Genomic DNA, 26,770 nt, shown 5'->3' with positions numbered 1-26,770 from the left:
CGCATGACCGAAGCCTCCGTCCGTCGACGCGCCCTCCTGCCCCTCTGGGCCGCCGTTCCCCTGGCCGGCCTGGCTGCGCTGCTCATGGACCTCGCGTTCCCCGAGGCGGCGATCTGGATCCTGGCCTTCCCTGCCACCGCCCTGCTGCTGCTCGCGCTGATCGGCCGTCGGGCCGGGGGAGCGCTGCTCGTGGGTCTCGTGTACGGCGTCGTGTTCTTCGCGCTGCTCGTGTCGTGGACGTCTCGATACCTCGGGCCGCTGCCCTGGGCGGCTCTGAGCGTCGTCGAGGGCGTCCTCACGGCCGTCGGACTCATCCCCGTGACTCTCGCGTACCGGTGGCTGCCCCGAGCCTGGCCGGGCGTGGCGGGACGTCTGCTGACCCTCCCGGCCGTCGTCGCGGCGCTCTGGGTGGGGCGGGAGCTGTTCCTCGGCTGGTGGCCGTACGGCGGCTTCCCCTGGGCTCGTCTCGGGATGAGCCAGGCCGAGAGTCCGCTCGCCGCGCTGTCCTCCTGGATCGGCGTGAGCGGGCTGAGCTTCCTCATGGTCTTCCTCGTCGCGATGGTGATCGAGATCGTCCGGATGGGGCTCTGGCGGCGGCCGGTCACCCTGCTTGCGCCGGCCGCCCTCGTCCTGATCCTCTTCTTCACACCGCTCTTCCCGACCACGCCATCCGGGTCGATGCGCATCGCCGCGGTGCAGGGGAACGGTCCGACCGGTTACTTCGACGAGCGGGAGCCCTTCGCCGTCGTGCAGGCGCAGACCGAGGCTACCGAACCGCTGTACGGCGAGGACGTCGATCTGCTCGTGTGGCCGGAAGGCGGCCTCGACACGGACCCCTTCGCGAACTCCGCCATCGCGCGACGGATGACCCTGGTGTCGAACCGCATCGATGCGCCGCTGCTCGCCAACGCCGCCACCGGCCGCGGGAACCTCTACTACAACACCTCGATGCTCTGGCTGCCGGACGGGACAGCGCCGCAGAAGCACGACAAGCGTCATCCCGTGCCCTTCGGCGAGTACGTGCCTGATCGGGCCTTCTTCAACGCCCTGGTCCCGGATCTCATCGGGCTGATCCAGCGCGAATACACCCCCGGCACCAACCCGCCGATCGTCGAGGTGGGCGATGTCCGCGTCGGTCTGGCGATCTGCTTCGACGTGATCTACGACGACGTGATCACGGAGGGGCTGAACGGCGGCGCCGAGGTCCTGGTCTTCCAGACGAACAACGCCGATTTCCGCGGCACGGACGAGAACCTCCAGCAGCTCGCGTTCGCACGGATGCGCGCGATCGAGACGGGCCGGAGCGTCGTGAACATCTCCACGGTCGGCACGAGCCAGGTCATCCTCCCGGACGGGCGGACGGTCACGAGCCTGGACGCAGATGAGGCCGGAGCGATGCTCGAGGATGTCGAACTGCGCTCCGGCCTCACGGCGGGAATCGTCCTGGGCCCCTGGCTGCAACAGGTGCTGCTCTGGGGCGGTCTAGGCGCGCTCGGTCTCGGGTGGTGGCGCGCCCGTCGGCGCTAGGCGCCGATCTTCTCTCGGGTGGGGTCCTCGCCGGCACCGCGCCGGGCTCGGATGTACGCGAGGCGCTCTTCGAGAAGCTCCTCCAGCTCCGCACGGGTACGGCGCTCCATGAGCATGTCCCAGTGGGTGCGGGCGGCCTTCTCATCGGTGGCCTCGAGGGTGACGGCCTCGCCGTCGACCTTCAGGCGGGCTTCCGCTCCGCAGGAACGGCACTCCCAGGTCTGAGGCGGTTCGGCATCGGCGGCGAACATGAGCGTGGTGTCGTGTCCGCAGGTGTCACAGGTGTAGGTGGTCTCACGGCGCTCCATGAAAACGACGCCCTCTTCGCTCTGTAGGCTCTGGGCGCCGAGTCGGATGCCGCGCAGGCTGCGATCTGCCATTGTGTGGTCCTCTCGTCGCTGTCAGGTATAACGTTCGAGCCTGTGCGCTTCATCCACGTCGGGGCGTTCTGCGCGGTATTCACAGGGGAATCCCAGCGCCGGAGGATATGGGGCGCTCAGGGCTTCCGGAACGTGGCGACGGCGAGGTCGGCGCGGTCGGTCACGACGCCGTCCACACCCGCGTCGATGAGGCGCCGCATGTCGTCCGCGTCGTTCACGGTCCAGACGTGGACCTCGGTGTCGGCACGGTGGGCGGCGCGGAGAAGTGCGGGCGTCAGCACCCTGATCGCGCCGTGACGCTCGGGGATCTGCAGGGCGTCGATCTCCCGCAGCAGCCGGCCGGCCGGGAGGCGCATCGCGGAGAGCAACCGGAGCGCCGCGATCGTCCGACTCCCACCGGAGGTGGCGGGCCGGAGCGCGGTGCCGGTCTGCTGCACGGCCTCCAGTGTCGCCCGCCGGTTGGCATCCGAGAAGCTGGTCACGAGGACACGATGCGTGTGCGCGGCGAGGATGGGGCCCAGCGGCGCCGCGGCGGCCAGTGTCTTCACGTCGATGTTGAACCGGGTCTCCGGGAACGCGGAGAGCGCCTCGGCCACCGTGAGCAGACCGCCGTGCTCGGCGAACAGCGCACTCAGCTCCCGCGTCCTGACCTCGTGGACGGCGCGCGGATCGTCCACGAGACGGCGCAGATCGTGATCGTGGAAGAGCACGACGTCACCGTCGGCGGTGACCTGGCAGTCCGTCTCGATGTACTCGGCCCCGGCGGCATGCGCCGCGGCGAAGGCGGCCGCGGTGTTCTCCCAGATGCCGGATTCCCGCCCCTCGGCGGTCACCAGCCCCCGATGGGCCAGGATGCGGGGCTGCTCGGCCTTGACGAAGTACGGGTGCGTCACGCGCCGGCGGGGGGAGTGGTCGAACCCGGGCCCGTCTTGGGAGTGAAGGCCGTGCCGATGCCCTTGAGTGCCTCGGTCAGCTCGCTCGGGATGATCCAGAGCTTGCTGGATGGGCTCTCGCTGATCTTCGGGAGCATCTGCAGATACTGGTACGCGAGGAGCTTGTCGTCCGGCGCGCCCTGGTGGATCGCGGTGAAGACGCTCTGGATCGCCTCCGCCTCGCCCTGGGCACGGAGGACGGCGGCCTGCTTGTCACCCTCGGCTCGGAGGATCTCCGCCTGACGAAGGCCCTCCGCTTCGAGGATCGCGGACTGCTTCGTCCCCTCGGCGGTGAGGATCGCGGCGCGGCGGTCCCGCTCGGCGCGCATCTGCTTCTCCATGGAGTCCTGGATGGAGACGGGCGGGTCGATCGCCTTGAGCTCGACGCGGCCCACGCGGATGCCCCACTTGCCGGTCGCCTCGTCGAGGACCACGCGGAGCTGCCCGTTGATGTTGTCGCGGCTCGTCAGCGCCTCTTCGAGGTTCAGGCCACCGACGACGTTGCGGAGAGTCGTGGTGGTGAGCTGCTCCACGGCGCCGAGGTAGTTCGCGATCTCGTAGGTCGCGGCGCGGGCATCGGTCACCTGGAAATAGACGACGGTGTCGATGGAGACGACGAGGTTGTCCTCGGTGATCACGGGCTGCGGCGGGAAGGACACCACCTGCTCGCGCATGTCGATGAGCGGCCGCAGGCGGTCGATGAACGGCACGAGGATGTTGAGGCCGGGGGAGAGGGTCTTGTGGTACCGGCCGAGCCGTTCCACCACGCCGGCGGTCGCCTGCGGGATGATGCGGATCGCCCGCGCGATCGTGACGATCACGAAGATGATGACCGCGATCACCAGGATCCAGATGATCACGGTCGGGATGATCGATGCGTCGTCCACGCGTGCTCCTAGTCGTTGAGGGGTCGGACGATGGCGGTCGCGCCGTTGATCGCACTGACGGCGACAGGCGCCCCCGCGGGGATGGCCATCGGGGTGGTCGTCCTGGCGGTCCAGGTGTCGCCGTTCGCGAGCTTCGCCTGGCCGGAGATCTGTGTGATCTCACTGAGCGCGATGCCGCGGAGGTCGACCAGCGCCTCGACGTTCGAGCGCGTGGGATCGGCTCCGCGGTGCAGGCGGCGCAGGAGGGGTGGCCGCAGGAAGAGGATGAAGAGGGCGGATGCCAAGGCGGCGATGAGGATCTGGATCCAGACCGGGAGGCCGACGAAGTCGGTGACGAGACCGATCACGCTCCCGAAGCTCAGCATCAGGAAGGTGAAGTCGAGGGAGAGCATCTCGATGACGAGGAAGACGGCGATGAGGACCAGCCATCCGATCCATGCCCAGTGGTCGATGAACGTGACGAACGTCGAGAAGTTGTCCATGCGGCCTCCTTTGCCGTCAACGTACCACGCGCGGCGACAGCCGACCGGCCGCCACCGCGCCCCCTTGGTAATCTGTGAGAGCCGTGCGCTCACGGCGTTCCACGCACCATGAGGAGTCACCCGTGACCGACGTTCTTCCCGCAGGATCCCTCGACGGCAAGGTGGCCCTCGTCACCGGCTCATCGCGGGGGATCGGCGCCGACACCGTGCGGTACCTCGCCGAGGCGGGCGCCGACGTCGTGATCAACTACCGGAACAAGGCGCCGCGCGCGGAGAAGCTCGCGGCGCAGCTGCGCGAGCTCGGCCGTCGGGCGCTGGTCGTCGGTGCGGACCTCACCGACCCCGCATCGGTCGCCGAGATGTTCGACGCCGTCCGCGCCGAGTACGGGCGCCTCGATGTGCTCGTCCTGAACGCGTCGGGAGGCATGGAGTCGGGCATGGCCGAGGACTACGCCCTGAAGCTCAACCGTGACGCGCAGCTCAATGTGCTCGACGCCGCGACGCCGCTGCTGTCGGACGGCGCACGCGTCGTGTTCGTCACCAGCCACCAGGCGCACTTCATCCGCACGACGCCGACGATGCCGGAGTACGAGCCCGTCGCGCTCTCCAAGCGCGCCGGTGAGGACGCGCTGCGGGAACTCATCCCCGGTCTCGCGGAGAAGGGGATTGGCTTCACAGTCGTCTCCGGCGACATGATCGAGGGCACGATCACCGCGACGCTGCTCGAGCGCGCGAACCCGGGTGCCATCGCCGAGCGCCGCGAGTCCGCCGGCCGCCTCTACAACGTGTCCGAGTTCGCCGCCGAGGTCGCCAAGGCCGTGATCGACCCCGTCCCCGCGGACAACACCCGCCTCGTCGGCGACGTGAGCGCCTTCGCCGCGGAGTAGTCGTCATATGCGAGACGCCCCGGACCCGCTGCTGCCGGTCCGGGGCGTCTCGCGTCTGCGGATCAGACGGCGGCAGCGCCCGTGGTGAAGGCCTTCTCGTCCTTGCCGAGGGTGATCGCGCGGATGATCTGCACGATGCCGAGCACGACGAGCGAGATGCCCAGGAGCAGCCAGAGCGCGAAGCCGGCGATGACCGGCGAGAAGAGGACGATGATTCCGGCGATGATGCTGAGGATCGCGTAGATCAGCGTCCAGACCCGCGATCCGTCGCTGCCGAGCAGCGAGAGCGCCACGACGCCGTCGACGATCCAGCTCACGCCGATGAAGATCACGACGACCAGCGCGAGGGTGGCGGCGGCGACGTTCAGGTTGAAGAACGCGATGACGCCGGCGACGATGTAGAGCAGGCCGAGCACGATGTGTCCGACGCGCGACCAGCCGCCCTTCGCGCGGGAGAAGATGCCGAGGCCGATGTACACGACTCCCGCGACGATCAGGTAGGACGCGAAGATCGCCGTCACGATGACGGCCGACTTCACCGGCCAGACCAGCAGCGCGATGCCCGCGAGCAGCGCGAGAACGCCGGAGACCGCGAGAGCGACGCGGATGGATTTGAAGAACGACTTCGTTTCAGCGAGTGCTTCAGACATGGCGGGGAACCCCTTCTGAGAGAATCCTGTGAGGATGCCCCCAGGGTAGCGCCGGATCTCCGACAGCGGGGGAGGAGGGCCTCCGCGCGTCGCGGATGGTCATTCCGCGTCTTCCGGCGTCATGGCAGGATCATGACGTGACACCGGTGGATGATGCTCGCCTGCGGGAGCTGGTCGTGATGCGGAAGGTCCGCGACCGCATCGATCGCGAGTACGCGAAGCCCTTGGACGTCGAGGCTCTGGCGCGGGGCGTGCACCTGTCGGCCGGCCATCTCAGCCGGCGGTTTCGCGAGACGTACGGCGAATCCCCGTACTCCTATCTGATGACCCGCCGCATCGAGCGTGCCATGGCGCTGCTGCGTCGCGGCGACCTCAGCGTCACCGAGGTGTGCTTCGCGGTGGGCTGCTCCTCGCTGGGCACGTTCAGCACCCGGTTCTCGGAGCTGGTCGGTGTCCCACCCAGCGTGTACCGTGAACGCGCCGCGAACGTCGAGGGCATCCCGTCGTTCCACGCCAAGCAGGTCACCCGACCGATCAGGAATCGAGAAGCGCCGCGCCCGGAGGCGCACCTAACGTGAGCATCATGAAGATCAGCATCCACTACGCCTTCCTCCCGCACACCGACGCCGACGCCGCCCTCGGCTTCTATCGCGACGCCCTCGGCTTCGAGGTGCGCAACGACGTCGGATACGACGGCCTGCGCTGGCTCACGGTCGGCCCGGTCGGCCAGCCCGAGACCTCGATCGTCCTCCACCCGCCGGCCACCGATCCCGGCATCACCGAAGCGGAGCGGCAGACCATCCTGGAACTCATCGCGAAGGGCAGCTATGGCGCTCTCACCCTCGCGAGCGATGACCTGGACGCCCTGTTCGAGCGGCTGGTCGCTGTCGGCGCCGATGTCGTCCAGGAGCCGATGGACCAGCCCTACGGCGTCCGCGACTGCGCTTTCCGCGATCCCGCCGGCAACCTGCTCCGTATCAACCAGGCCGCCTGACGGCGCCACCACCACGAAGGACGCCGCATGACCGCTGCCGAGCACCCCGCGGACACCCACGACCTCATCCGTGTGCAGGGCGCGCGCGAGAACAACCTCAAGGACGTGAGCGTCGACATCCCGAAACGACGTCTGACGGTGTTCACCGGGGTCTCCGGGTCGGGGAAGAGCTCTCTCGTCTTCGACACGATCGCCGCCGAATCGCGCCGGATGATCGACGAGACGTACAGCGCGTTCGTGCAGGGCTTCATGCCCTCGGTGCCGCGTCCCGACGTCGACGTGCTGGAAGGGCTCACCACGGCGATCATCGTGGACCAGGAGCGTCTCGGCGCGAACCCGCGGTCGACCGTCGGCACCGTGACGGATGCCAATGCCATGCTCCGCATCCTGTTCAGCAAGCTGGGCCAGCCCTACATCGGCGGCCCGACGGCGTTCTCGTTCAACATCCCGACGCAGAAGGCCAGCGGCGTCATGACCGGGCCGGGTGGCGAGAAGAAGATCGTGAAGGACGCGATCTACCTCGGCGGCATGTGCCCGCGATGTGAAGGCAGGGGAGTGGTGTCGGACCTCGACCTGTCCCAGATCGTCGATGAGTCGAAGTCCCTCGACGAGGGCGCGATCATGGTGCCCGGCTACACCGCCGACGGCTGGATGGTGAAGGGGTTCTCGCAGTCCGGGTTCTATCCGGGGGACAAGCCCATCTCGTCGTTCACCGACAAGCAGCGTCATCTCTTCCTCTACGGAGAGGTCACGAAGGTCAAGATCTCCGGCATCAACATGACCTACGAGGGCCTGATCCCGAAGATCACGAAGTCCATGCTCTCGAAGGACCTCGACGCGCTCCAGCCGCACATCCGTGCCTTCGTCGAGCGCGTGGCCACCTTCGCGGTGTGCCCGGAGTGCGACGGTACGCGTCTCACCGAGGGCGCGCGATCCTCGAAGATCGACGGCGTGAGCATCGCCGACGCCTGCCGCATGCAGGTGACGGATCTCGCCGCGTGGGTCCGCGGCCTGGATCTCCCGGGAGCCGGGCCGCTGCTCCAGGCGCTGAGCGCCAACCTCGACGCCTTCGTGACCCTCGGCCTGGGATATCTGAGCCTGGACCGGCCTTCGGGGACGCTGTCCGGAGGAGAGGCGCAGCGGATCAAGATGCTGCGGCACCTGGGGTCCTCGTTGACCGACGTCACGTATGTGTTCGACGAGCCGACCATCGGGCTGCATCCGCACGACATCCAGAGGATGAACGGCCTGCTGCTCCGACTCCGCGACAAGGGGAACACGGTGCTCGTCGTCGAGCACAAGCCGGAGACCATCGCGATCGGCGATCATGTCGTGGACCTGGGGCCGGGTGCGGGAAGCGCCGGGGGAGAGATCTGCTATCAGGGGAGCGTCGAGGGCCTCACAGCCAGTGGAACACTGACCGGGCAGCACCTTGACGACCGTGCACAGCTGAAGGACGCCGTGCGTGACCGCACCGGCGCGATCGAGGTGCGCGGCGCATCCACGAACAACCTCCAGAACGTCGACGTCGACATCCCGACCGGCGTCCTGACCGTCGTCACCGGTGTCGCCGGATCGGGGAAGAGCTCGCTCATCCACGGTTCGGTGACCGGACGCGAGGGCGTGGTGGCGATCGATCAATCCGCCATCAAGGGCTCGCGTCGCAGCAACCCCGCGACGTATACCGGGCTGCTCGAACCCATCCGGAAAGCCTTCGCGAAGGCGAACGGCGTGAAGCCGGCCCTGTTCAGCGCGAACTCCGAGGGCGCCTGTCCTACGTGCAAGGGCGCCGGTGTCATCATCACGGAGCTCGGGTTCATGGACACCATCGAGACCCCCTGTGAGGACTGCGGCGGTAAGCGCTTCCAGGCGGCGGTGCTGGAGTACAAGCTCGGCGGCAAGGACATCACCGAGGTGCTCGACCTTCCGGTCTCCGAGGCCCGTGTGTTCTTCAGCGAGGGCGAGGCCAAGCTCCCGGCCGCGGCTGCCATCCTCGGACGCCTGGAGGACGTGGGGCTCGGCTACCTGTCGCTCGGCCAGCCGTTGTCGACCCTGTCGGGCGGTGAACGACAGCGCATCAAGCTCGCGATCCAGATGGGCGAGAAGGGCGACGTGTACGTGCTGGACGAGCCGACGACTGGTCTGCATCTCGCGGACGTCGACACGATCCTCGGCCTGTTGGATCGACTTGTCGACGCCGGCAAGACGGTGGTCGTCATCGAGCATCACCAGGCCGTCATGGCACACGCGGACTGGATCATCGACGTCGGCCCGGGAGCCGGCCACGACGGTGGTCGCATCGTGTTCGAGGGAACGCCTGCCGAGCTCGTCGCTGACGGGTCGACGCTGACGGGCGAACATCTCGCGGCGTACGTCGGTCGTTGAGGGGAAAGTCGAACGTTCCGGGCCCTCTGTTGCGCTCGCCCACCCCTTATACGGATTATCCGATAATGCACATTATGTCAGCTCACTGATGAGAGCCTCTCCTCCCAAAACGGGTCCGTACTCACCCCGCGGTCTTCGGTGCTCGGCATAATGGTCGCGTGAGCTACGAACTGGCGTTCTGGTCTGGGGGCGACGAACTCGACCCGTTGGAGGTCTACCGCCGTCTCGACGCGGAACCCATGGAACCCGTCCCGGGTCTGCGAGCTATCGACCCTGCCGAGGTCGATCGAGCGATCGTCGAAGTCCTCGAGGGGTGGACCCGAGATGGGATCCACCTCCACCCGCCCGGAGTCGAGATCGGCTCGGCTCCTGTGTTCGAGATGCACATCGGACGCCACATTGCGAGGTTCTTCGGGTACGGAATCGAAGAGGGCGACCACTTCAACGCCATCATCGACGTCATGCGTCCGCTCGGATACCGCTTGTTCGACCCGCAGACCAACGAGCGATTCGGTTAACCGGGACGCGGCGCTCCCCCGATCGACAGAGCAGCAACGTGAGTCGTAGCCGGCTTGGCCTCGACCGGGTAGAGCGACAACGATCTCGCTCCCCTGTGGTCACGAGTCCCTCCTGATCTCCTGCGCCCGCGCCACGATGTCATCCACTCGCGATTGGAGGAACGGGCCGGGGCACTCCGTTCCCGACCACGTCTCCTTGTGGGTGATTACGTGCTCTCGGTCGATTCGGAAGCGCACCGGAACGCCGTCCAGGGTCCGGCCGTCGAAGCCTGCGAGCCACGCGATCATCTGCGCGATCTCCTCCACCTGCGCGGTGGTCACCGTGTACTCCGGCGCTCCGGTGAAATCCAGCGTCTCCACCGCCACGGACCGCCAGTTCCAGTCCGCGCCGGTGGACGACGGCTTCGCTCCCGGGCGGATGGTCTCGATGACCGAGCCGTCGTGCCGAAGATAGAAGGTGGGAGCCGATGATCTCCTGTTGCAGCGGGAGAAGAAGTCCAACTGGTCCGATGTCGTGCCGGTGTGGTGGATGACGAAGCGGTCGATGACAGGGCTCACGGTTCGACGTTCGCTCCCCGCGAGGCTGCGGTCAGCGCGTACCGTCGGGTGGGCGCAGTCCTCGAAACCGAGCGGTACCTCGAGACCCGTGACCGCGCGGTCGTAGACCGGCTCGTACTCTGGCAGCCCTCGGGGGTTGTCCGGGCGGCGTCCGGTGTCGTCTGCCTCTCCCCCGTAGCTCGTGGAGAGCCAGATGCCGATGCCGGTCACCGCGACGCCGGTTCCGGCAGCGATGAGGAATCCCCGCCGCGTGTGCGTCGGGACGTGCTCATCGGCGTCCCGTGCTCCCCGGTCCTCCGGATGCAGACCCTCCCTGCGCGTGCTCACGCGGCCCGGTCGTCGTCGCGTGGATCTCGGAACTCACGCGGCCGGCCCCGTCCTGGCCAGACGAAATGCGCGACCGAGAAGGCGAGGACCGTCCACGAGACGAAGAACGCCCACCACGGGAGCGCCGCTCCCCCGCTTCCGCCCGCCAGCACGACCGACACGATGCAGGCGCCGAGTCCGACGACGACCCCGACGACGGTGATCTCGCCGTGCGCGAGCCACCGCGCGCGCAGCGCCGAGACGAGGCGAAGGGGCAGGCCGATCACCAGGGCAGTGATCATCGACACGACGGACAGGACGACGGCGATGATGCTCGCCCCGATGAAGGACGTCACCCCGTCGTGCTCTTCCGCAACTCCGAGCGCGAGGAAGAAAGCCACGATGAACAGGAAAAAGCCACCGACGAAGAACTGGCCGAGGATGAGCGAGGCGGTCGAATCGTCGGCTCCCCGAAAGCCCCCGCGTTTCCGCAGATCTGCTGGGACACGGCGAGGCGAAGTCATATCGTGATCCTACGAGTCGTACCCCTTCGCTGGGAGCATACTCGCGCTACCCTCATCCGAACGTGGGCATGGCCGACGGGCCTGTGTTCCCCCCATCTCACGATCTGCGAGGCGGGGTACCTGAACTTCCGCCTGCTGACTGGGGAGAGGTGGGGCGGGCGGATGGACGCGGATGACGAGGGGGGCGAAGGGCTGCTGAGGCCCACCGCGGTGGGCCTTGCGCTGGCGGTGTTCAGCGCAGCGGTGGCGGTGGCCTCGACATTCCTGATCGCCGATCCTGGAATCGGTGTTCTGGCGGCAGTGACGCTGTCTTTCGGATGCGTCGGAGTGGCGGCCGGCCTCCTGCTCACGAGGCGAAGGACATGGGGCGACCCCTCGTGGCCTCCAGGCCCGGAGCCGAAGCCCTGGACGGCCCGCCGCTCCCGTCGGGTCTTCTTGCTCTACGGGGTCTTCCTTCTCCTCATCTCCGTGGGTGGAGCGGTCACACTGGCGGGGACGGATCAGAACGAGGCCGACGACCCGCTGCGCGGATGGGTGCTGTCCGCCGTGCTCGGTGTGCTGGGCGTGACGTCGATCGTCAGAGGAGTGCGGCGGCAGCCTCAACCGGTGCACTCGTCCGATCGCCCGGAGACCGAGCCGAACGTCGACGTGCAGGAGTGGATGCCGTTGGGACGCTCTCGTTCGCGGGCTCTCTTCCCCTGGTGGGCTGTTCACGTCTTCTCAGGACAACCGCTTCTCCTTGCGATGATGATCGGCGCGTTCCTCATCCCGGTGGCGTCGGGACCGCTCGGCGCATGGATATGGCCCCTCGGGGCTGCGCTGCTGGCGGCCGTGGCGATCACCGTCAGCGCCGTCGTGCGGCGACGTTCGCGACCGCCGCGAATCTCACGCGACGCCACCCGTCTGCTCGTCGGCACGAAGGAGATCCCGATCGCGACCCTCACGACGGCCATGGTCATCGCACACACCTGGGAGCCGGACGCCACGGCCCGGAGTATCGCGGTCGTCCTCACGGCATCGGATCACTCGCGAGCAGTGGTGGGCTTGCGAGAACGAGGACTCCTCGTGTTGACCGATGAGCAGACGGAACTCCTCATCGCGGCGATCGAGCGATCCCCCATCGATCTCCCCCGCGACAAAGACGATCCGCGGGGAAGGTTCTCACGGACGCTGTACCCCAACCATCTGACGAAATCGGAGGCCCTTCACCTCGTGCAGGAGCCCCCGGGTGACGGCGAGGCGCTGCCGGTGGGGTCCTCAGTCACGTGAGGCAGAGGGCCGGCTCGGAGCCTACTCTCACGTCGCGAAGAGAGTCCTGACGGTCAGGATGTTCCGACCGTGGACGGAGGACGGGCGTTCCCGTCCGGATTCGACGAAGCCGAGCTTCTCGAGCACGCGCCGGGAGGGGAGGTTCCATTCCCAGACGCCGGCCCAGACGCGGTCGAGGCCCGCCCCGTCTGCCCATTCGAGGACGGCGTGGGCAGCTTCGGTGGCGTACCCCCGGTTGTGCTCGGCACGGAGCAGCTCGAACGCGAGCTCCGGTTCGTCGCCCACGCCGTCACCGCGGTACACGAGACCGCAGTACCCGATCGATTCCCCCGTGTCGATCCGTGCCACGGTGAGAAGTGACGAGGCCTCAGCGCCCTGGATATGCGCTCGGATGTCGTCCAGGTCGGGGCGGCCGGCCGCGTCGAGCCGACGGTGAGCGGGCACTCGGTCGTCACGTTCGCTCCACAGGTGCCGGAACACGGTCGCGTCCTCGATCGCCTGCCTGCGCAGGCGGAGGCGACGTCTCCATCTCCGGGATTCGGGGCAGCTGACTCATCCTCGCAGTCTGACACTCATCCGCCCCCGCGCTGTGATCTGCAGCGCCTAATGGGAGGACCAGACGCCGAGCTCGTTGCCGCTCGGGTCGGCGAAGTGAAGGCGCCGGCCACCGGGGAACGCATACGGCTCCTGCACGATCCGGCCGCCTGCGTCCTGGATCGCCGCCTTCGTCGCATCGAGGTCATCGGAGTAGAGCAGCACGAGCGGACCGCCGACGGGTCGCGGTGCGTCCGCGAGCAGGAGCCCGCCGACCTCGCTCCCGTCTGCGCGGGGCGAGAGGATGCCTGCATAGCCAGGGCCGTAGTCCTGGAAGCTCCACCCGAAGGCGGTGGTGAAGAAGCGTTTCGCCACGTCGAGATCCGTGACGACGAGCTCGACATAGTCGAGGGCGTGGTGCTGCGAGGAGGCTGTCATGCGGGCACTCTAGCCACGGCGTCGGACATCGCCGGTCAGGAGTAGCGTGGAAGGGTGCCTCAGGTCTCCCACTCCCCCGTCTCCACGCCGGGGTGGCGGGCCTGGGCGATCTGGTCCGTCGGCGTCGCGGCCTACGTTCTCGCCATCACCAACCGCACCTCTCTCGGCGCCGTCGGTGTCGAGGCCGCCGACCGCTTCCAGGCAGACGCCTCCACGCTCGCGCTGTTCGCGGTCGTGCAGCTCGCCGTCTACGGGGGGATGCAGATCCCGGTGGGCGTACTCCTCGACCGCTACGGATCCCGTCCGATCATCACGGCGGGGATGCTGCTCATGGCGGCCGGACAGCTCACCATGGCCCTCTCCCCCAGCATCGGCATCGCGATCGTCGCGCGTGTCCTCCTCGGAGCCGGCGACGCCGCCGTCTTCCCTGCCGTGCTGCGACTGGTGGCCACGTGGTTCCCCGCGCAACGCGGGCCCGTCATGGTCCAGTTCACCGGGATCATCGGGCAGGCCGGGCAGCTGATCGCGCTGGTGCCGGTCGCCGCCCTGCTGCACGCCACCACCTGGTCGATCACGTTCGGCAGCATCGCCGGTCTCGGCCTGCTCTTCACGATCCTCGTGTGGCTCATCGTGCGCAACAACCCCGCCGAGAGCGGCCCGGACGTGTCGGTGAACACGGACACCGGAGTCGTGCGTGTCGTGACGTCGGCGATCGACACGGGCGTCGGCATCCGGGCGGCCTGGGCGCATCCCGGCACGCGGCTCGCGTTCTGGTCGCACTTCACCACTCCGTTCGCCGGCACGGTGTTCGTGCTGCTGTGGGGCATGCCGTTCCTCACGGCAGGCGAGGGCCTGACCACCGCCCACGCGGCGGGGATCATCTCGATCTACGTGGTCGCGGGCATGATCCTCGGTCCGATCATCGGCGATCTCTCCCGCCGCCTCCCGAATCACCGCTCGCTCGCCCTCGTCCTCCCCGCCGTCGGCGTGCAGATGGCCGCGTGGATCGCGGTCATCGCCCTCCCCGGCCCCGCCCCGGACTGGCTCCTCTGGGTCCTGGCGATCGCTCTCGCGACCGGGGGCCCCGCGTCGATGATCGCCTTCGACCACGCCCGCACGCACAACCCCGCGCACCGCCTCAGCACGGCGACCGGAGTCACGAACGCGGGGGGCTTCATCGCAGCCCTGATCGCGGTCTTCGTGATCGGCCTCCTCCTCGACGCCCAGGGCGCCGGCACCCCGGACACCTACACGCTCGACGCTTTCCGTGTCGCGTTCCTCACCCCGATCCCCCTCTGGATCCTCGGGGTCGTCTTCATCCTCATCGAACGCAAACGGACGCGCATCCGCATGGGGCTGGATCCCGAGCGGCGTCGCTGAGCGCCCATAGGATGAGGCATGGCCTCCGCTCCCCCGTCGACCGCCCCCGTCTCGAGCGCCCGAGACGGCCGTACGAGGCCACCGTTGACGGCGGGGCTGCTCGCCGGACTGCTCCTCGGCGCACTCTGGATCGTCTCCGGTGCCATCGCTCGACTCACCGGTTCCGACATCGTTCTGACGCGGTTGCTGAGCTTCGCCGGTATCGGACCGCTTCAGAGTCATGCCTGGCTGCTCCCCGGTGCGTGGGGCGTCCTCGTGCTGACGGTGACGGCCGCCGTGCTGTGCAGCGTCGTCTGGGTCGTGGGCCGGGGTGCGCAGGGTGTCGGCCGGGCCCCCGCGTTCCTCCTGCTCTGGTTCGGTGCCGTCCTCGCCGGAACGGTCGTCGGGCTGTGCGACGACGTCACCCGGGTCCTGTCCTTCCTCCCTCTCTCGGGCCTGCACGGTCTCACGGCTGCGGTCGTCGAGTCCGCGCCGGACACTGCCTACTGGGGACTCGCCTGGGGCTGGATCCCCGCCTGGGCGTTCTCGCGCAGAGCCGGTGAGGAATCTGCACGGCGGTGGTCCCCGGGCCTTCTCGGTGTCACCCTCGCGAGCGTGGTCGCTCTCGTCGTGGTCGGGAGCCTGGCCGATGCCGCGTGGCAGCGCCAGATCGTCGAGGAGAACGCCGCGCTGCAGGGCGCCACCGACGAGACGGGAGCCTTCGTCGATCCGGCGGCAGTGGGCGACCCTGTGCCGGAGCGCGCCCCGGGGGCCTCGACACCCCAGCTTCCCGCGGGCGCCTGCACCCTCGACCGAGCCACACTGCTGCTCGGAACCGCCGACGCGGCCACGGGGCACCGCGCCCAGAGCATCCGGCTGATGAACGTCGGTGAGGAGCCCTGCGTGGTCGAGGGGTATCCCGACATCGCGTTCGCGGACCAGAACGGCCATGCGCTCGACGTCGAGGTGCGCCCCGGTTCCTCATTCCTGGCGACCGACCCCGGTATCGCGCCCGTCACGGTGCCGCCCGGCGGCGAGGCGACCGCGGTGATCGGCTGGGATGCCAATGCCACGGACGGCGCTCTCGTCGCCCGCGCCCTGCATGCCGCCGTGCTCCCCGGACTCGACCGCGGCTCGTGGCCGGTCGAGCTCGACATCGTCTCGGGCTCCGAGGTCGAGATCACCGCCTGGCACCTCGGCGCCGCACCCGCCGCGCCCTGACGGCACTCGGCGCCGTCAGCGCAGCAGGTGCTGGACCGTCTCCACGATCAACTCGACGCTCACGCGCTCCGGCACCTCCGCGTCGCCCGCCTCGAACTCGGCGAGCTCCACGCCGCGGACGTCGGCGGCCGGGATGGCGGCGAACAGCGCGGCCACCTGGTGCGGCAGCAGACCGTCGCCGACCCGATAGGCCGCGGGGATGTAGCCGGGCTCGAGGACGTCCCAGTCGACATGGATCCACACCGGTCGCCCGGCGATGAGAGCGCTCAGCCGCTCCGGCGTGCTCTCCGCGGGGCTGAGGACGGTCACTCCCGCGCCGGCGAGGAGCTCTCCCTCGGCGGGGTCGATGTCGCGGCCGCCGACGACGATGACCTGCCGCGGGTCGATGCCCGCCCCGTGGCCGCTGTCCCACAGGCCGCAGGCGGCGGCGAGGACCATGCCGCCGAGGTAGCCGGAGTCGGTGGTGTCCGGCGTGTTGAAGTCGCCATGCGCATCGATCCAGAGCACCACCGCGTCGGGGTGGTGCTCGGCGACGCTCGGCAGCGTTCCGAGGCTCGCCGCACACGTGTTCGTCACGAGGAGCGGCGTCGCCTCCCCCGTGATCGCCTCCTGCACCGCGGCACGGAGGCCCGCGAGCGTGTCCGAGGCCTCGGGCAGCGCGACCGACCAGTCGTCGAGCCGACCGGGCTCCGGAGTGCCGACCACGACGGGCTCCTGCCGGAGCAGCGAGGACAGGGCGTCGGCGACGCGGCGCGCCCCGACGAGGGCTCCGTCCGTGCGGTCGGCGACGCGACCCTGGTTGAGGATGAGCGCGAAGGGCCTGGTCATCCGCTCAGTCTCCCACCCGGCGCAGACCGCGGCCAAAACCGCCGTATCCGGCCTGCACTATCGCCGGCGCGGCGTCCATCCCGACGGCAGCCCTCCGTCGACGAAGGCGCGGTCCCGGTCTGCCGCCGCCGACCAGCCCTGCGCCTCCTCCTCGGTGTCGAAGGCGCCCCGGGCCACGCGGAAGCCGACGTCCTCGTGGTGCATGCGCGGCGCTCCCCCACGACGGACCGAGGCGCGGACGCTCCAAGCGTCGTCGGCGAACCCGCCGCCGCGGAAGACCCGGTAGTCGTCGTACCGCGCGGGGTCGAGGAGGTCCCAGCACCATTCCCACACGTTCCCGAGCGTGTCGAACAGCCCATGCAGGATCGGGAGCTTCCCGCCCACGTCCTGCGGCGTGCCGACTCCGTCGGCAGCGGTCCACGCGGCCTCGGCCAGCGGGGCGTAGTGCGGCCCGGTGGAACCGGCGCGGCAGGCGTACTCCCACTCGGCCTCGGTCGGCAGGCGGTAGCCGTCCGCCGTGGTGTCCCAGGCCACATCCTCACCCTCGAAGTGGTAGACGGAATCGAGCCCCTCCCACTCCGAGGCCGCGTTGCAGAAGTGGACGGCCCGCAGCCAGCTCACGTCGGCGACCGGGCGACGAGGATGCCGTGACGGGGTGCCCAGGACCTCGGTGACCTGTTCTTCGGTCACCGGGAAAACACCGAGGGCGAAGGGTTCGAGTTCCACGGTGCGGCGCGTGCGTCGCCGGGCGTCGTGCAGCGTCACCGTGCCGGCGGGAAGACGGACGAGCTCGATATCACTCATGCGCGGGGTACGGCGACGCTCACGTCGGAGTCCGTTCGACCCACGTGGGGTACTTCGCTGCACGGCCGTCTCCGGACGAGGTCCTCGTCACGCGTCGACGCACCCAGGGCCCGACGAACTCCCGGTAGTAGGCCAGACCCGCGGGGCCGGCGGTCCAGCGATCGAGCGGCGCCCACCAGGCTGCCGGCGGCTCGAACCCGAGTCCATGCAGCACGCGGGCCGCGACACGATGGTGTCCGGCCGCATTCATATGAAGGCGGTCCTCCGACCAGTACGCGGGCTTCGAGAGCTCCGTATCCGGCCAGTTCAGGGCGCGGATCACGTCGGGGCGGTCCTCGATGCGCCGCAGGACCGCCTCGGAGAGCAGGTCGCCCCGACGCTGCACGAGGGAGCCCATCGGAAGCTGCCCGCTGGGGTTGGCGCCGGAGAGCAGGATCATCGTCACGCCCTCCTCGTCGCACCGTCGCAGCACCCGGCTGAACGCATCGGCGATGTGCTCCACGTCGGTCCGCGGCCGCAGCATGTCGTTGCCGCCCCCGTTGAACGACAGGTGCGTGGGACGCAGGGCCAGCGCGGGTTCGAGCTGCTCCTCGACGATCGGCCAGGCCAGCTTCCCCCGGATCGCCAGGTTCGCGTACTGGATGGGGTGCCCCGCGGCATCCGCCCATCCCTGCGCGGCGATGTCGGCCCAGCCGCGCTCGCGCCCATCGGGGAGCACATCGCCTACGCCTTCGGTGAAGGAGTCGCCTATCGCGACGAAACGTACATCAGCCACGCGCCCAGCCTATTCCCGGTCCCGGACGTCACCGGTCGTCCAGCGCCGCTCCGCTCCGGTCGACGAGTCCCCACGCGGCGGCCGCCGCGACGAGGAAGCAGGCCGCGAACACCACGAACAGCAGAGGAGCGCCGCCGGCGACGAGGAGGACAGGAACGGCGAGGGGCGCCACGATGGAGGCGATGCGTCCGACCCCTGCGGACCAGCCCGCCCCGGTGCCGCGCAGCGAGGTCGGGTAGATCTCAGGCGTCACCGCGTACAGCGCGCCCCACGCGCCGAGGGTGAAGAACGACAGCGCCATGCCGGCGCCGATGATCATCGGCACGGTCGTGGCGGTGCCGAAGACGACGGCCGACGCGGTCGCCCCCAGCAGGAAGACCGACAGGGTGATGCGGCGTCCCCACACCTCGATGAGCCAGGCCGCCACGGCGTAGCCCGGGAGCTGCGCGAGCGTGATGATGAGGGTGAAGCCGAACGAACGGACGAGGTCGAATCCGGCGTCCACGAGAATGCTGGGGATCCAGATGAAGGCCCCGTAGTAGGCGAAGTTCACGGCCAGCCACACGAGCCAGAGGCACGCTGTCCGCACGCGGAACTCCGCGTTCCAGAGGGTCGCGAGCCGTGCCCGTGCCGTCTTCGCGATGGCCCGCGACGCCGGTTCCTTCCGGAGGGGCGGGGTGTACTCGACTCCCGCATCGGCCTCGAAGGCCGCCACGATGCGATCCGCTTCCGCGATGCGTCCGCGGGACGCCAGCCAGCGCGGCGACTCGGGCAGACCCCACCGCACGACGAGGGCGTAGACCGCGGGGATCGCGCCGAGCGCGAAGGCCCATCGCCAGCCCGCCTCGGAGGCGGGGATGACGAAGAACCCGATGAGCGCGGAGGCCGTCCAGCCGACGGCCCAGAATGCTTCCAGGATGACGATCAGCCGTCCGCGGATGCGCGCGGGAGCGAACTCGCTCACGTAGGTCGAGGCGACCGGGAGTTCCGCGCCGAGACCGAGGCCGACGAAGAACCGCAGCACGAGCAGGGCCGCCACTCCCCCGACCAGAGCACTCGCTCCGGTGGCCACACCGTAGACGAGCAGAGTGAGGGCGAACACCTGCCGGCGGCCGAAGCGGTCAGCGAGAAGACCGCCGAGGGTCGCGCCGACCGCCATGCCGACGAAGCCGAGCGAGGCGATCCAGCCGGCCTCCCCCTTCGTGAGATCCCACTGCTGTGAGAGCGCCGCGATGATGAAGGAGATGAGTCCGACGTCCATCGCGTCGAGCGCCCAGCCGACGCCGGAGCCCGTGAGCAGGCGCAGGTGCCGGCGGGTGAACGGGAGGACGTCGAGGCGCTCGGCGAGCGAGGTGCGGCTCGGCAGGGCGGTATCGGCCATGATTCTCATCGTAGGGCCGGCCGTCCCGCCGAGCCGCGAGATGACGCCCGCTCAGTCGCGGTCGGCGAGGAGCTTCCGCACCCGAGGGATCACCTCGGTGCCGTACAGCTCGATGCTGCGCATCATCGACTCGTGCGAGAGGGTTCCCGTCGCGTACTTGAGGTCGAAGCGGCCGAGCCCGAGGGTCGTGATCGTGTCGGCGATCTTCGCGGCGACGCGCTCCGGCGAGCCGGCATAGAGGGAGCCCTCGGGACCGATGTCGTTCTGGAAACGCGCGCGGCTGTAGGGCGGCCAGCCGCGCTCGCGACCGATGGTGTTGTTCATCGCCTCGAAGCCCGGGTAGGCCTCGTCCCATGCCTCCGCGTCGGTGGGAGCGATGTGTCCCGGCGAGTGCACGGCCACCGGGTGCGCCGTCGTCCCGAAGGAGGCGACCGAGCGGTGGTACAGGTCGACGAACGGCTTGAACCGCCCGGCCGGGCCGCCGATGATCGCCAGCATGAGGCCGAGGCCGTGACGCGCGACACGCACGACGGACTCGGGACTGCCGCCCACGCCGACCCACGTGCGCAGACCCTTCTCCGTCTTCGGGAAGACGTCCGCGTTGTCGAGCGACGGCCGCAGCGACCCGGACCACGTCACGGGCTCCTCCTTGAGGAGCTCGACGAACAGCTCCAGCTTCTCCTCGAAGAGCCGGTCGTAATCGCGCAGGTCGTAGCCGAACAGCGGGAAGGACTCGATGAACGAACCGCGCCCGAGCACGACCTCCGCCCGCCCTCCGGACAGGGCGTCGAGGGTCGAGAAGCGCTCGAACACGCGCACCGGGTCGTCCGAGGACAGGACGGTCACGGCGGTTCCCAGCCGGATCCGTTCGGTGCGGGCGGCGATCGCCGCGAGCACCATCTCCGGAGATGAGACCGCGAACTCGCGACGATGGTGCTCCCCCACGCCGAAGAAGTCCACGCCGACCGTATCGGCCAGCTCCGCCTGGGCGACGACGTTCCGGATGGTCTGCGCGCCGCTGAGCAGCTCGCCGTCCTGATCCCGGGTGATGTCGCCGAACGTGTCCAGCCCGAACTCGATGTCCATGTCACACCTTCCTATTCAGGTGAATGGAACACATGGTGGGAGGCGGGCATTCCCGTCACCGAGGCAGCAGCGCGCTCCGCAGCGTGTCCAGCCCGACGCCGCCCAGATCCAGGGCGCGCTTGTGGAAGCCCTTGAAGCTGAACGCGTCGCCCTCCGCCTGCTGGACGGCGTCGCGCACCTGCTCCCAGATGCGCTGACCGACCTTGTACGACGGCGCCTGACCCGGCCAGCCGAGGTACCGGTTGACCTCGAACTGCACGAACTGGTCCGACATGTTGACGTTGCGACGGAGGAAGTCGAGCGCGTAGTCGGCATCCCAGACGCCGTCACCGTCGAGACGGGGCTTGCCGAGGTGCACGCCGATGTCGAGGACCACGCGCGCCGCCCGCATCCGCTGCCCGTCCAGCATGCCGAGGCGATCCGCCGGGTCGTCCAGGTAACCGAGCTGCTCCATCAGTCGCTCCGCATACAGCGCCCAACCCTCCGCGTGACCGGAGGTGCCGGCGAGCAGGCGTCGCCACGAGTTGAGCTCGGCGCGGTTGTACACGGCCTGGGCGATCTGCAGGTGATGCCCCGGCACACCCTCGTGGTACACGGTGGTGAGCTCGCGCCACGTGTCGAACTCGGTGACGCCCTCGGGGACCGACCACCACATGCGGCCGGGGCGCGAGAAGTCGTCAGTGGGGCCGGTGTAGTAGATCCCGCCCTCCTGCGTCGGCGCGATCATGCACTCCAGAGTGCGGATGGCCTCCGGGATGTCGAAGTGCGAGGCGCCGAGCTCGGCGACCGCGCGGTCGCTGGTCTCCTGCATCCACCGCTGGAGCGCCTCGGTGCCGACGAGCTTGCGGGCGGGGTCCGACTCCAGATGCGCGACGGCCTCTTCGACGGAGGCGCCGGGGAGGATCTCGTTCGCGATCGCCGTCTGCTCGGCCACCATGCGGGCGAGCTCTTCGCGACCCCACTCGTAGGTCTCGTCGAGGTCGATGGTGGCGCCGAGGAATCGACGGGAGTTGAGGGCGTAGAGGTCGCGCCCCACGGCGTCCGTCTCACCGGCCTCGGGCGCGAGCTCCTCCGCGAGGAAGCGCCGCAGCTCCCCGTACGCGACCCGCGCAGCCGCGGAGTTGTCCGCCAGGGTGCGGGCGAGCGAGGCGGGAAGCTGGCCTTCCTCGGGATCGGCGTGCGCGACGAACGCCGCGAAGAAGCCGTCGTCGGCGATGTAGCGGTCGATCTGCGTCGCGACCTCTGCGACCTGGCGTCGTGCAGGCGTCACGCCCTCGGCGATGCCCAGGCGCAGCGTCTCGACGTATCCGCGCAGCGCCGCGGGAACCGCGGAGAGCCGGGTGGAGATGACCTCCCAGTCCTCGACCGTCGCGGTGGGCATCAGGTCGAAGGCGGAGCGGACGTCCTGCGCGGCGGAGGCGATGACGTTCAGATCGCGCAGGTGCCACTTCGCCTCGTGCAGCTCGAGGTCGAGGCGCAGCTCCGCACTGAGGTCGGTCTTGGTCACCTCGTCGATCGCGTCGACGGGCTCCAGCGCGGACAGCGTGTCGAGCGTGGCCCGCGTCGCCGCGGCGATCTCCTCATGGCCTTCCGGGCTCAGATCGCCGAACCGGTCGTTGACCTCGGACCGGCCGATGTAGGTGCCGAGAGTCGGCGCCAGGACGGCGATCGTGTCGACCCATTCATCGGCGACCCTGTCGATGGCGGAGGGGGTGCGGGGTGCTGAAGTCATACCTTCCAGCCTAATCCCCGCCCCCGTCGGCCACCGGGATCAGTGCGCGGCTTCGTTCCAGTCCCGACCGCGGCCCACCTGCACGTCGAGCGGCACGGAGAGCTGAGCGGCATCCCCCATCCGCGTGCGGACGATCTGCTCCACCGCATCCCACTCCCCTGCCGCGACCTCGACGACGAGTTCGTCGTGGATCTGCAGCAGCACCCGCGACTCCAGCTTCGCGGCATGGAGGTCGTCGTGGATGTGGAACAGCGCGATCTTCATGATGTCGGCCGCGCTGCCCTGGATCGGGGCGTTGAGCGCCGCCCGCTCGGCGTTCTCCCGCAGCACGCGGTTGGGGCTCGCGAGATCGGGGAACGGCCGCCGACGCCCGAAGATCGTCTCGGTGTAGCCGACCTCCTTGGCCTTCATCACCGAGGCCCGCAGGTAGTCGCGGACCGCGCCGAACCGTGCGAAGTACTCGACCATGAGCTGCTTGGCCTCGGACTGCTCGATGCGCAGCTGCTTCGAGAGCCCGAAGGCGGAGAGGCCGTAGACGAGGCCGTACGACATCGCCTTCACCTTGGTGCGCATCGCCGGCGTGACCTCGGACGGATCGACGCCGAACACGCGGGCGCCGACGAAGCGGTGCAGGTCTTCACCGCTGTTGAACGCCTCGATCAGCCCCTCGTCGCCCGAGAGGTGCGCCATGATCCGCATCTCGATCTGCGAGTAGTCGGCGGTGAGCAGGGTCTCGTAGCCCTCGCCGACCTCGAAGGCGCTGCGGATGCGCCGCGACTCCTCGGTGCGGACCGGGATGTTCTGCAGGTTCGGATCGGTGCTGGACAGGCGCCCGGTCTGGCTGCCCGTCTGCACATAGGTCGTGTGCACCCGGTGGTCCTCGCGGATGGCAGTGTCGAGGGACTCGATGATCTGCCGCAGCTTGGTCGCCTCACGGTGCTGCAGCAGCAGGCTGAGGAACGGGTGCGGGTGGGATTCCTGCAGGTCGGCGAGCACCGCGGCATCGGTCGAGTACCCGGTCTTCGTCTTGCGCGTCTTCGGGAGCTGCAGGTCTTCGAACAGCACCTCCTGGAGCTGCTTCGGCGACCCGAGATTGAACTCGCGACCGACGACCGAGAAGGCCTCCTGGGCCAGGGCGTCCGCCCGCGTCGCGAGTTCGGCCGAGAACGTCGACAGCACCTCGTGCGACACGGCGACACCGGCGAGCTCCATGTCGGCGAGCGTGCGGAGCGTCGGCAGCTCGATGTCGCGGAGCACGGCGTCGACCGGCTCCGGCAGATCGTTCCGCAGCGCCTCGGCCACCCGGAGGATGAACCATGCCTCCTGCGAGGGGGTGGCACCCTCGGTCTCCGGCACGAGCTGCGACGGATCGGCCTCGGGGAGCTTCTCCCCCAGGTAGCGCTGCACGAGGTCGGACAGCGTCTTGTCGGGGAAGCTGGGGCGCAGCAGCCAGCCCGCCAGGCTCGTGTCGTAGGCGAGCCCGCCCAGACGGATGCCCTGACGGAGCAACGCCTTCACCTGCGGCTTGGCGTCGTGCAGCACCTTCGGCGCCTCGGACTCCAGCCACGGGCGCAGCGCCGCGGCCGCCTCCTCCGACCAGTCGAGCTCGCGCAGCTCGCTCCCGGTGGCGACACCGACGCGCACAGGTGCGCCCGACTGCACCACGACCCGGAGAGCGACGTCTCCGTCCTGCGCCGCGGCCCAGGTGGCCAGATCCGGGGCGGACACCTGTGCCGGCGTGGGCATCTCGACGACGGAGGCCGGGTCGTCGGCGACCTCGCCCGCTCCGACGGCCTCGAAGACCCGGGGCAGCAGCGTGCGGAACTCCAGCCGGGCGAAGATGTCGCGGACGGCCTCGGCGTCGATCGGGGCGACGGCGAGGTCGGCCGGTGCGACAGGCAGCTCCACGTCGGTCAGCAGGCGGTTGAGCTTGCGGTTGCGGCGGACGTCTTCGATGTGGTCGCGGAGGTTGCCGCCGACCACGCCCTTGATCTCACCGGCACGCTCGAGCAGCTCGTCGAGGGAGCCGAACTGCGTGAGCCACTTGACGGCCGTCTTCTCCCCCACCTTCGGCACGCCGGGGAGGTTGTCGCTGGTCTCACCGACGAGGGCGGCGATGTCGGGATACTGCTCGGGGCGGACGCCGTAGCGCTCCTGCACGGTCGCCGGGTCGTAGCGCTTCAGCTGCGAGACCCCCTGGACGGACGGATACAGCAGCGTGACGTCGTCGGTGACGAGCTGGATGGTGTCGCGGTCTCCCGAGACCACGAGCACGTCGTAGCCCTGGGCCGCCCCCTGCGTGGAGAGGGTGGCGAGGATGTCGTCGGCCTCAATGCCCTCCTGTGTCAGCACCGGGATCGACATCGCCGCGAGGCAGTCCTGCAGCAGCGGGATCTGGCCCTTGAACTCCTGCGGCGTCTCGGACCGGGTGGCCTTGTACTCCGGATACTCGTCGGTGCGGAACGAGTGGCGGGAGGTGTCGAACGCGATCGCGAGATGCGTGGGCTGCTCGGCCTTGATGAGGTTGACCAGCATGGACAGGAAGCCGTAGATGGCGTTCGTGTGCTGGTTGTCCTTGGTGGTGAAGTTGTCGACCGGGAGGGCGAAGAAGGCCCGGTAGGCGAGCGAGTGGCCGTCGACGACCATGAGGGTAGGCTTTGCGGAGTCCGTCACCCTGTCAGCCTAACGAGGAGCACGGACACCCGCAGAGGAGGATGCATGAGCGAGGTCGCCACCAGCGAAGGACTCGAGTGGGCGGCCGCCCGCGGCATGGGTGCGCTGGCCGAGAAGATGGGCATGGAGTTCGTCGAGTTCGGCATCGACCGCTGTGTGGCGACGATGCCGGTGGAGGGCAACACCCAGCCGGTCGGTCTCATGCACGGCGGCGCCTACGTCGTGCTCGGCGAATCGCTCGGCTCCATGGCGGCCAACCTGCACGCGGGCGCCGGCCGCCTCGCTGTCGGCGTCGACATCAACGCCACGCACACCCGGTCGGCCACCTCGGGCGTGGTCACCGGAGTCTGCACGCCCGTGCACCTGGGGCGCAGCATCACGGTGCACGAGATCGTCGTGACCGACGATCAGGGCCGGCGCTGCTCGACGATCCGCATCACCAACATGATCAAGGACGCTCCCGCCGCGGGCTGAGCGGCTCCTCCAGCAGCAGCTGGAACAGGATGTGGTCCTGCCACTCCCCCGCGATCCGCAGGTACTTCGGGGCGATGCCGATACGCTCGAAGCCGGTGGCGGCGAGGACCCGCTGCGAGGCGACGTTGTGCAGCAGCGTCGACGCCTGGAGGCGGTGCAGCCGCAACTCGTCCCGCGCGTGCTCAGCCACGAGGGCAACGGCGCGCCCTGCGAGCCCGCGGCGCAGTCGGGTGGAATCGATCCAGTACCCGAGATCGGCGCTCCAGAACGCACCGCGCACGATGGTGTTCAGGTTGACCCGGCCGCGAATCTCGCCGTCGTCCGAGAGGATCACGAACCGGGAACTCCGGCCGAGGGCGGCCTCGGCGACGCACTGCTGCGCGTTCTGCTCCTGCCAGTCCTCCGTGAAGAACGCCTCGGAACGCGCCGGCTCCCACGGGGCGAGGTGCTCCCTGTTCGCGAGATACGCGCGCGCGAGCGCCGCACCGTCGCCGGCGCGGACCGGCCGCAGAACGTGCTCTGCGTCCAGCCGGAGCACCGGAGTGCCTTACTTCTTGGGAGCGAGCTGCTCGATGATCGCCTTGGCGACGTCCTGCATCGTCAGGCGGCGGTCCATCGACGCCTTCTGGATCCAGCGGAACGCCTCGGGCTCGCTCAGGCCCATCTTCTCGTTGAGGAGGCCCTTGGCGCGGTCGACGAGCTTGCGGGTCTCGAAGCGCTCGACCATGTCGGCGACCTCGGCTTCGAGGGTGATGATCTGCTCGTGGCGGGCCAGGGCGATCTCGATCGCGGGGAGGAGATCGTTCGGGGTGAAGGGCTTCACGACGTAGGCCAGGGCTCCGGCCTCGCTCGCGCGCTCCACGAGCTCCTTCTGGCTGAACGCGGTCAGCAGCACGACCGGGGCGATGTTGCCCTTGTGGAGCTTCTCGGCGGCGCTGATGCCGTCGAGCTGGGGCATCTTCACGTCCATGATGACGAGGTCGGGACGCAGCTCGGTGGCGAGGGCCACCGCCGTCTCGCCGTCGCCGGCCTCGCCGACGACATCGAAGCCGTTGTCGCGGAGGATCTCGACGATGTCGAGACGGATCAGCGACTCGTCTTCGGCGACGACGACGCGTCGGGGTGCGGATGCCGTGGGCTGCTCAGCCTGTTCTTGCTCGGTCACC

At 69.2% G+C, this 26,770-nt stretch carries 28 protein-coding genes; 10 read left to right on the top strand and 18 right to left on the bottom strand.

Annotated features, from left to right (window positions below):
- Positions 1 to 3: 3 nt before the first annotated feature.
- A complete protein-coding gene (gene lnt / locus AUV07_RS05915) occupies positions 4 to 1,527 on the top strand; it encodes an apolipoprotein N-acyltransferase (RefSeq protein ID WP_062634581.1) in 1,524 nt (507 codons plus the stop codon).
- On the opposite strand, the gene AUV07_RS05910 is transcribed toward lnt, so the two are convergent.
- The 4 genes from AUV07_RS05910 to AUV07_RS05895 form a co-directional block, all read right to left on the bottom strand.
- Entirely contained in the window at positions 1,524 to 1,907 is a 384-nt protein-coding gene (locus AUV07_RS05910) for an RNA polymerase-binding protein RbpA (protein WP_060921636.1), read from the bottom strand. The two genes, lnt and AUV07_RS05910, sit on opposite strands and share 4 nt — an antisense overlap.
- Before the next feature lie 116 nt (positions 1,908 to 2,023).
- On the bottom strand, positions 2,024 to 2,800 hold the full coding sequence (locus AUV07_RS05905) for a glycerophosphodiester phosphodiesterase family protein (RefSeq protein WP_062634580.1): 777 nt from the start codon (positions 2,798 to 2,800) through the stop codon (positions 2,024 to 2,026).
- A complete protein-coding gene (locus AUV07_RS05900) occupies positions 2,797 to 3,726 on the bottom strand; it encodes an SPFH domain-containing protein (protein ID WP_025103444.1) in 930 nt (309 codons plus the stop codon). Before AUV07_RS05900 ends, AUV07_RS05905 begins: the two co-directional genes overlap by 4 nt.
- 8 nt (positions 3,727 to 3,734) lie before the next feature.
- A complete protein-coding gene (locus AUV07_RS05895; RefSeq protein ID WP_025103445.1) occupies positions 3,735 to 4,208 on the bottom strand; it encodes an NfeD family protein in 474 nt (157 codons plus the stop codon).
- Between the two features lie 122 nt (positions 4,209 to 4,330).
- Between AUV07_RS05895 and AUV07_RS05890 the strand changes: the two genes are divergently transcribed.
- Complete coding sequence (locus AUV07_RS05890) at positions 4,331 to 5,095, top strand: SDR family oxidoreductase (protein ID WP_062634578.1); 765 nt, start codon at positions 4,331 to 4,333, stop codon at positions 5,093 to 5,095.
- Positions 5,096 to 5,157: 62 nt separating this feature from the next.
- Here the strand turns inward: AUV07_RS05890 and AUV07_RS05885 are convergent, their stop codons facing one another.
- The gene (locus tag AUV07_RS05885; RefSeq protein ID WP_025103447.1) at positions 5,158 to 5,745 is read right to left on the bottom strand and encodes an HdeD family acid-resistance protein; all 588 of its coding nucleotides are present in this window, start codon (positions 5,743 to 5,745) and stop codon (positions 5,158 to 5,160) included.
- Between the two features lie 179 nt (positions 5,746 to 5,924).
- Here AUV07_RS05885 and AUV07_RS05880 point away from each other — a divergent pair, with 179 nt between their 5' ends.
- The 4 genes from AUV07_RS05880 to AUV07_RS17525 all read left to right on the top strand — a co-directional run bounded on the left by AUV07_RS05880 (position 5,925) and on the right by AUV07_RS17525 (position 9,642).
- Positions 5,925 to 6,323, top strand: coding sequence for a helix-turn-helix transcriptional regulator (locus AUV07_RS05880; protein ID WP_051582213.1), 399 nt, complete (start codon positions 5,925 to 5,927; stop codon positions 6,321 to 6,323).
- Between the two features lie 5 nt (positions 6,324 to 6,328).
- Positions 6,329 to 6,739: a VOC family protein gene (locus tag AUV07_RS05875; protein ID WP_025103449.1), complete on the top strand. Its 411-nt coding sequence runs from the start codon at positions 6,329 to 6,331 to the stop codon at positions 6,737 to 6,739.
- A gap of 27 nt (positions 6,740 to 6,766) precedes the next feature.
- Positions 6,767 to 9,124 (top strand): ATP-binding cassette domain-containing protein, encoded by a 2,358-nt coding sequence (locus AUV07_RS05870; protein WP_062634574.1) that lies wholly within the window; start codon positions 6,767 to 6,769, stop codon positions 9,122 to 9,124.
- A gap of 158 nt (positions 9,125 to 9,282) precedes the next feature.
- Positions 9,283 to 9,642: a hypothetical protein gene (locus AUV07_RS17525; protein WP_157523933.1), complete on the top strand. Its 360-nt coding sequence runs from the start codon at positions 9,283 to 9,285 to the stop codon at positions 9,640 to 9,642.
- Positions 9,643 to 9,741: 99 nt separating this feature from the next.
- On the opposite strand, the gene AUV07_RS05860 is transcribed toward AUV07_RS17525, so the two are convergent.
- Complete coding sequence (locus tag AUV07_RS05860) at positions 9,742 to 10,527, bottom strand: peptidoglycan recognition protein family protein (protein WP_062634569.1); 786 nt, start codon at positions 10,525 to 10,527, stop codon at positions 9,742 to 9,744.
- The gene (locus AUV07_RS05855) at positions 10,524 to 10,862 is read right to left on the bottom strand and encodes a hypothetical protein (protein ID WP_197462120.1); all 339 of its coding nucleotides are present in this window, start codon (positions 10,860 to 10,862) and stop codon (positions 10,524 to 10,526) included. The genes AUV07_RS05860 and AUV07_RS05855 overlap by 4 nt, the downstream gene beginning before the upstream one ends.
- Positions 10,863 to 10,868: 6 nt before the next feature.
- Here AUV07_RS05855 and AUV07_RS05850 point away from each other — a divergent pair, with 6 nt between their 5' ends.
- Positions 10,869 to 12,299: a hypothetical protein gene (locus AUV07_RS05850; RefSeq protein WP_197462119.1), complete on the top strand. Its 1,431-nt coding sequence runs from the start codon at positions 10,869 to 10,871 to the stop codon at positions 12,297 to 12,299.
- Positions 12,300 to 12,326: 27 nt separating this feature from the next.
- Here AUV07_RS05850 and AUV07_RS05845 read toward each other — a convergent pair whose 3' ends face one another.
- Together AUV07_RS05845 and AUV07_RS05840 are read right to left on the bottom strand one after the other, a co-directional pair.
- On the bottom strand, positions 12,327 to 12,809 hold the full coding sequence (locus AUV07_RS05845; RefSeq protein WP_062634563.1) for a GNAT family N-acetyltransferase: 483 nt from the start codon (positions 12,807 to 12,809) through the stop codon (positions 12,327 to 12,329).
- A 93-nt stretch (positions 12,810 to 12,902) separates the two neighbouring features.
- Positions 12,903 to 13,271 (bottom strand): VOC family protein, encoded by a 369-nt coding sequence (locus AUV07_RS05840; RefSeq protein WP_062634561.1) that lies wholly within the window; start codon positions 13,269 to 13,271, stop codon positions 12,903 to 12,905.
- Between the two features lie 54 nt (positions 13,272 to 13,325).
- Between AUV07_RS05840 and AUV07_RS05835 the strand changes: the two genes are divergently transcribed.
- Positions 13,326 to 14,651, top strand: a complete 1,326-nt coding sequence (locus AUV07_RS05835; protein WP_025103458.1) for an MFS transporter — start codon at positions 13,326 to 13,328, stop codon at positions 14,649 to 14,651.
- An 18-nt stretch (positions 14,652 to 14,669) separates the two neighbouring features.
- Positions 14,670 to 15,851 carry a DUF4232 domain-containing protein gene (locus AUV07_RS05830; protein ID WP_082802864.1) on the top strand — a complete coding sequence of 394 codons (1,182 nt, stop codon included), beginning with the start codon at positions 14,670 to 14,672 and terminating at the stop codon, positions 15,849 to 15,851.
- A 15-nt stretch (positions 15,852 to 15,866) separates the two neighbouring features.
- On the opposite strand, the gene AUV07_RS05825 is transcribed toward AUV07_RS05830, so the two are convergent.
- From AUV07_RS05825 to polA, 7 genes are read right to left on the bottom strand one after another with little or no spacing between them, the layout of a single operon-like run.
- Positions 15,867 to 16,679: an arginase family protein gene (locus AUV07_RS05825; RefSeq protein ID WP_062634557.1), complete on the bottom strand. Its 813-nt coding sequence runs from the start codon at positions 16,677 to 16,679 to the stop codon at positions 15,867 to 15,869.
- Positions 16,680 to 16,736: 57 nt separating this feature from the next.
- Complete coding sequence (locus AUV07_RS05820) at positions 16,737 to 17,483, bottom strand: formylglycine-generating enzyme family protein (RefSeq protein ID WP_062634555.1); 747 nt, start codon at positions 17,481 to 17,483, stop codon at positions 16,737 to 16,739.
- A 19-nt stretch (positions 17,484 to 17,502) separates the two neighbouring features.
- Positions 17,503 to 18,258: an SGNH/GDSL hydrolase family protein gene (locus AUV07_RS05815; protein ID WP_062634553.1), complete on the bottom strand. Its 756-nt coding sequence runs from the start codon at positions 18,256 to 18,258 to the stop codon at positions 17,503 to 17,505.
- Positions 18,259 to 18,286: 28 nt separating this feature from the next.
- Complete coding sequence (locus AUV07_RS05810; RefSeq protein ID WP_062634551.1) at positions 18,287 to 19,639, bottom strand: MFS transporter; 1,353 nt, start codon at positions 19,637 to 19,639, stop codon at positions 18,287 to 18,289.
- A 51-nt stretch (positions 19,640 to 19,690) separates the two neighbouring features.
- Entirely contained in the window at positions 19,691 to 20,725 is a 1,035-nt protein-coding gene (locus AUV07_RS05805; RefSeq protein WP_062634549.1) for an LLM class flavin-dependent oxidoreductase, read from the bottom strand.
- A 55-nt stretch (positions 20,726 to 20,780) separates the two neighbouring features.
- Positions 20,781 to 22,457 carry a DUF885 domain-containing protein gene (locus tag AUV07_RS05800; RefSeq protein ID WP_025103465.1) on the bottom strand — a complete coding sequence of 559 codons (1,677 nt, stop codon included), beginning with the start codon at positions 22,455 to 22,457 and terminating at the stop codon, positions 20,781 to 20,783.
- Positions 22,458 to 22,496: 39 nt separating this feature from the next.
- Entirely contained in the window at positions 22,497 to 25,130 is a 2,634-nt protein-coding gene (gene polA / locus AUV07_RS05795) for a DNA polymerase I (RefSeq protein ID WP_062634546.1), read from the bottom strand.
- 45 nt (positions 25,131 to 25,175) lie between these two features.
- On the opposite strand from polA, the gene AUV07_RS05790 reads away from it, so the two are divergent.
- Entirely contained in the window at positions 25,176 to 25,604 is a 429-nt protein-coding gene (locus AUV07_RS05790; protein WP_062634544.1) for a hotdog fold thioesterase, read from the top strand.
- On the opposite strand, the gene AUV07_RS05785 is transcribed toward AUV07_RS05790, so the two are convergent.
- Both AUV07_RS05785 and AUV07_RS05780 read right to left on the bottom strand, forming a co-directional pair.
- A complete protein-coding gene (locus AUV07_RS05785; RefSeq protein ID WP_062634542.1) occupies positions 25,579 to 26,142 on the bottom strand; it encodes a GNAT family N-acetyltransferase in 564 nt (187 codons plus the stop codon). The two genes, AUV07_RS05790 and AUV07_RS05785, sit on opposite strands and share 26 nt — an antisense overlap.
- 9 nt (positions 26,143 to 26,151) lie before the next feature.
- Positions 26,152 to 26,769, bottom strand: coding sequence for an ANTAR domain-containing response regulator (locus AUV07_RS05780; protein WP_025103469.1), 618 nt, complete (start codon positions 26,767 to 26,769; stop codon positions 26,152 to 26,154).
- Position 26,770 lies beyond the last annotated feature (1 nt).

The organism is Microbacterium sp. CH1, from assembly GCF_001595495.1.
In the GTDB taxonomy this organism is placed as follows: domain Bacteria; phylum Actinomycetota; class Actinomycetes; order Actinomycetales; family Microbacteriaceae; genus Microbacterium.
Note: the sequence above shows the minus strand (reverse complement) of the source record. Positions and strands in the feature narration are given on the sequence as shown.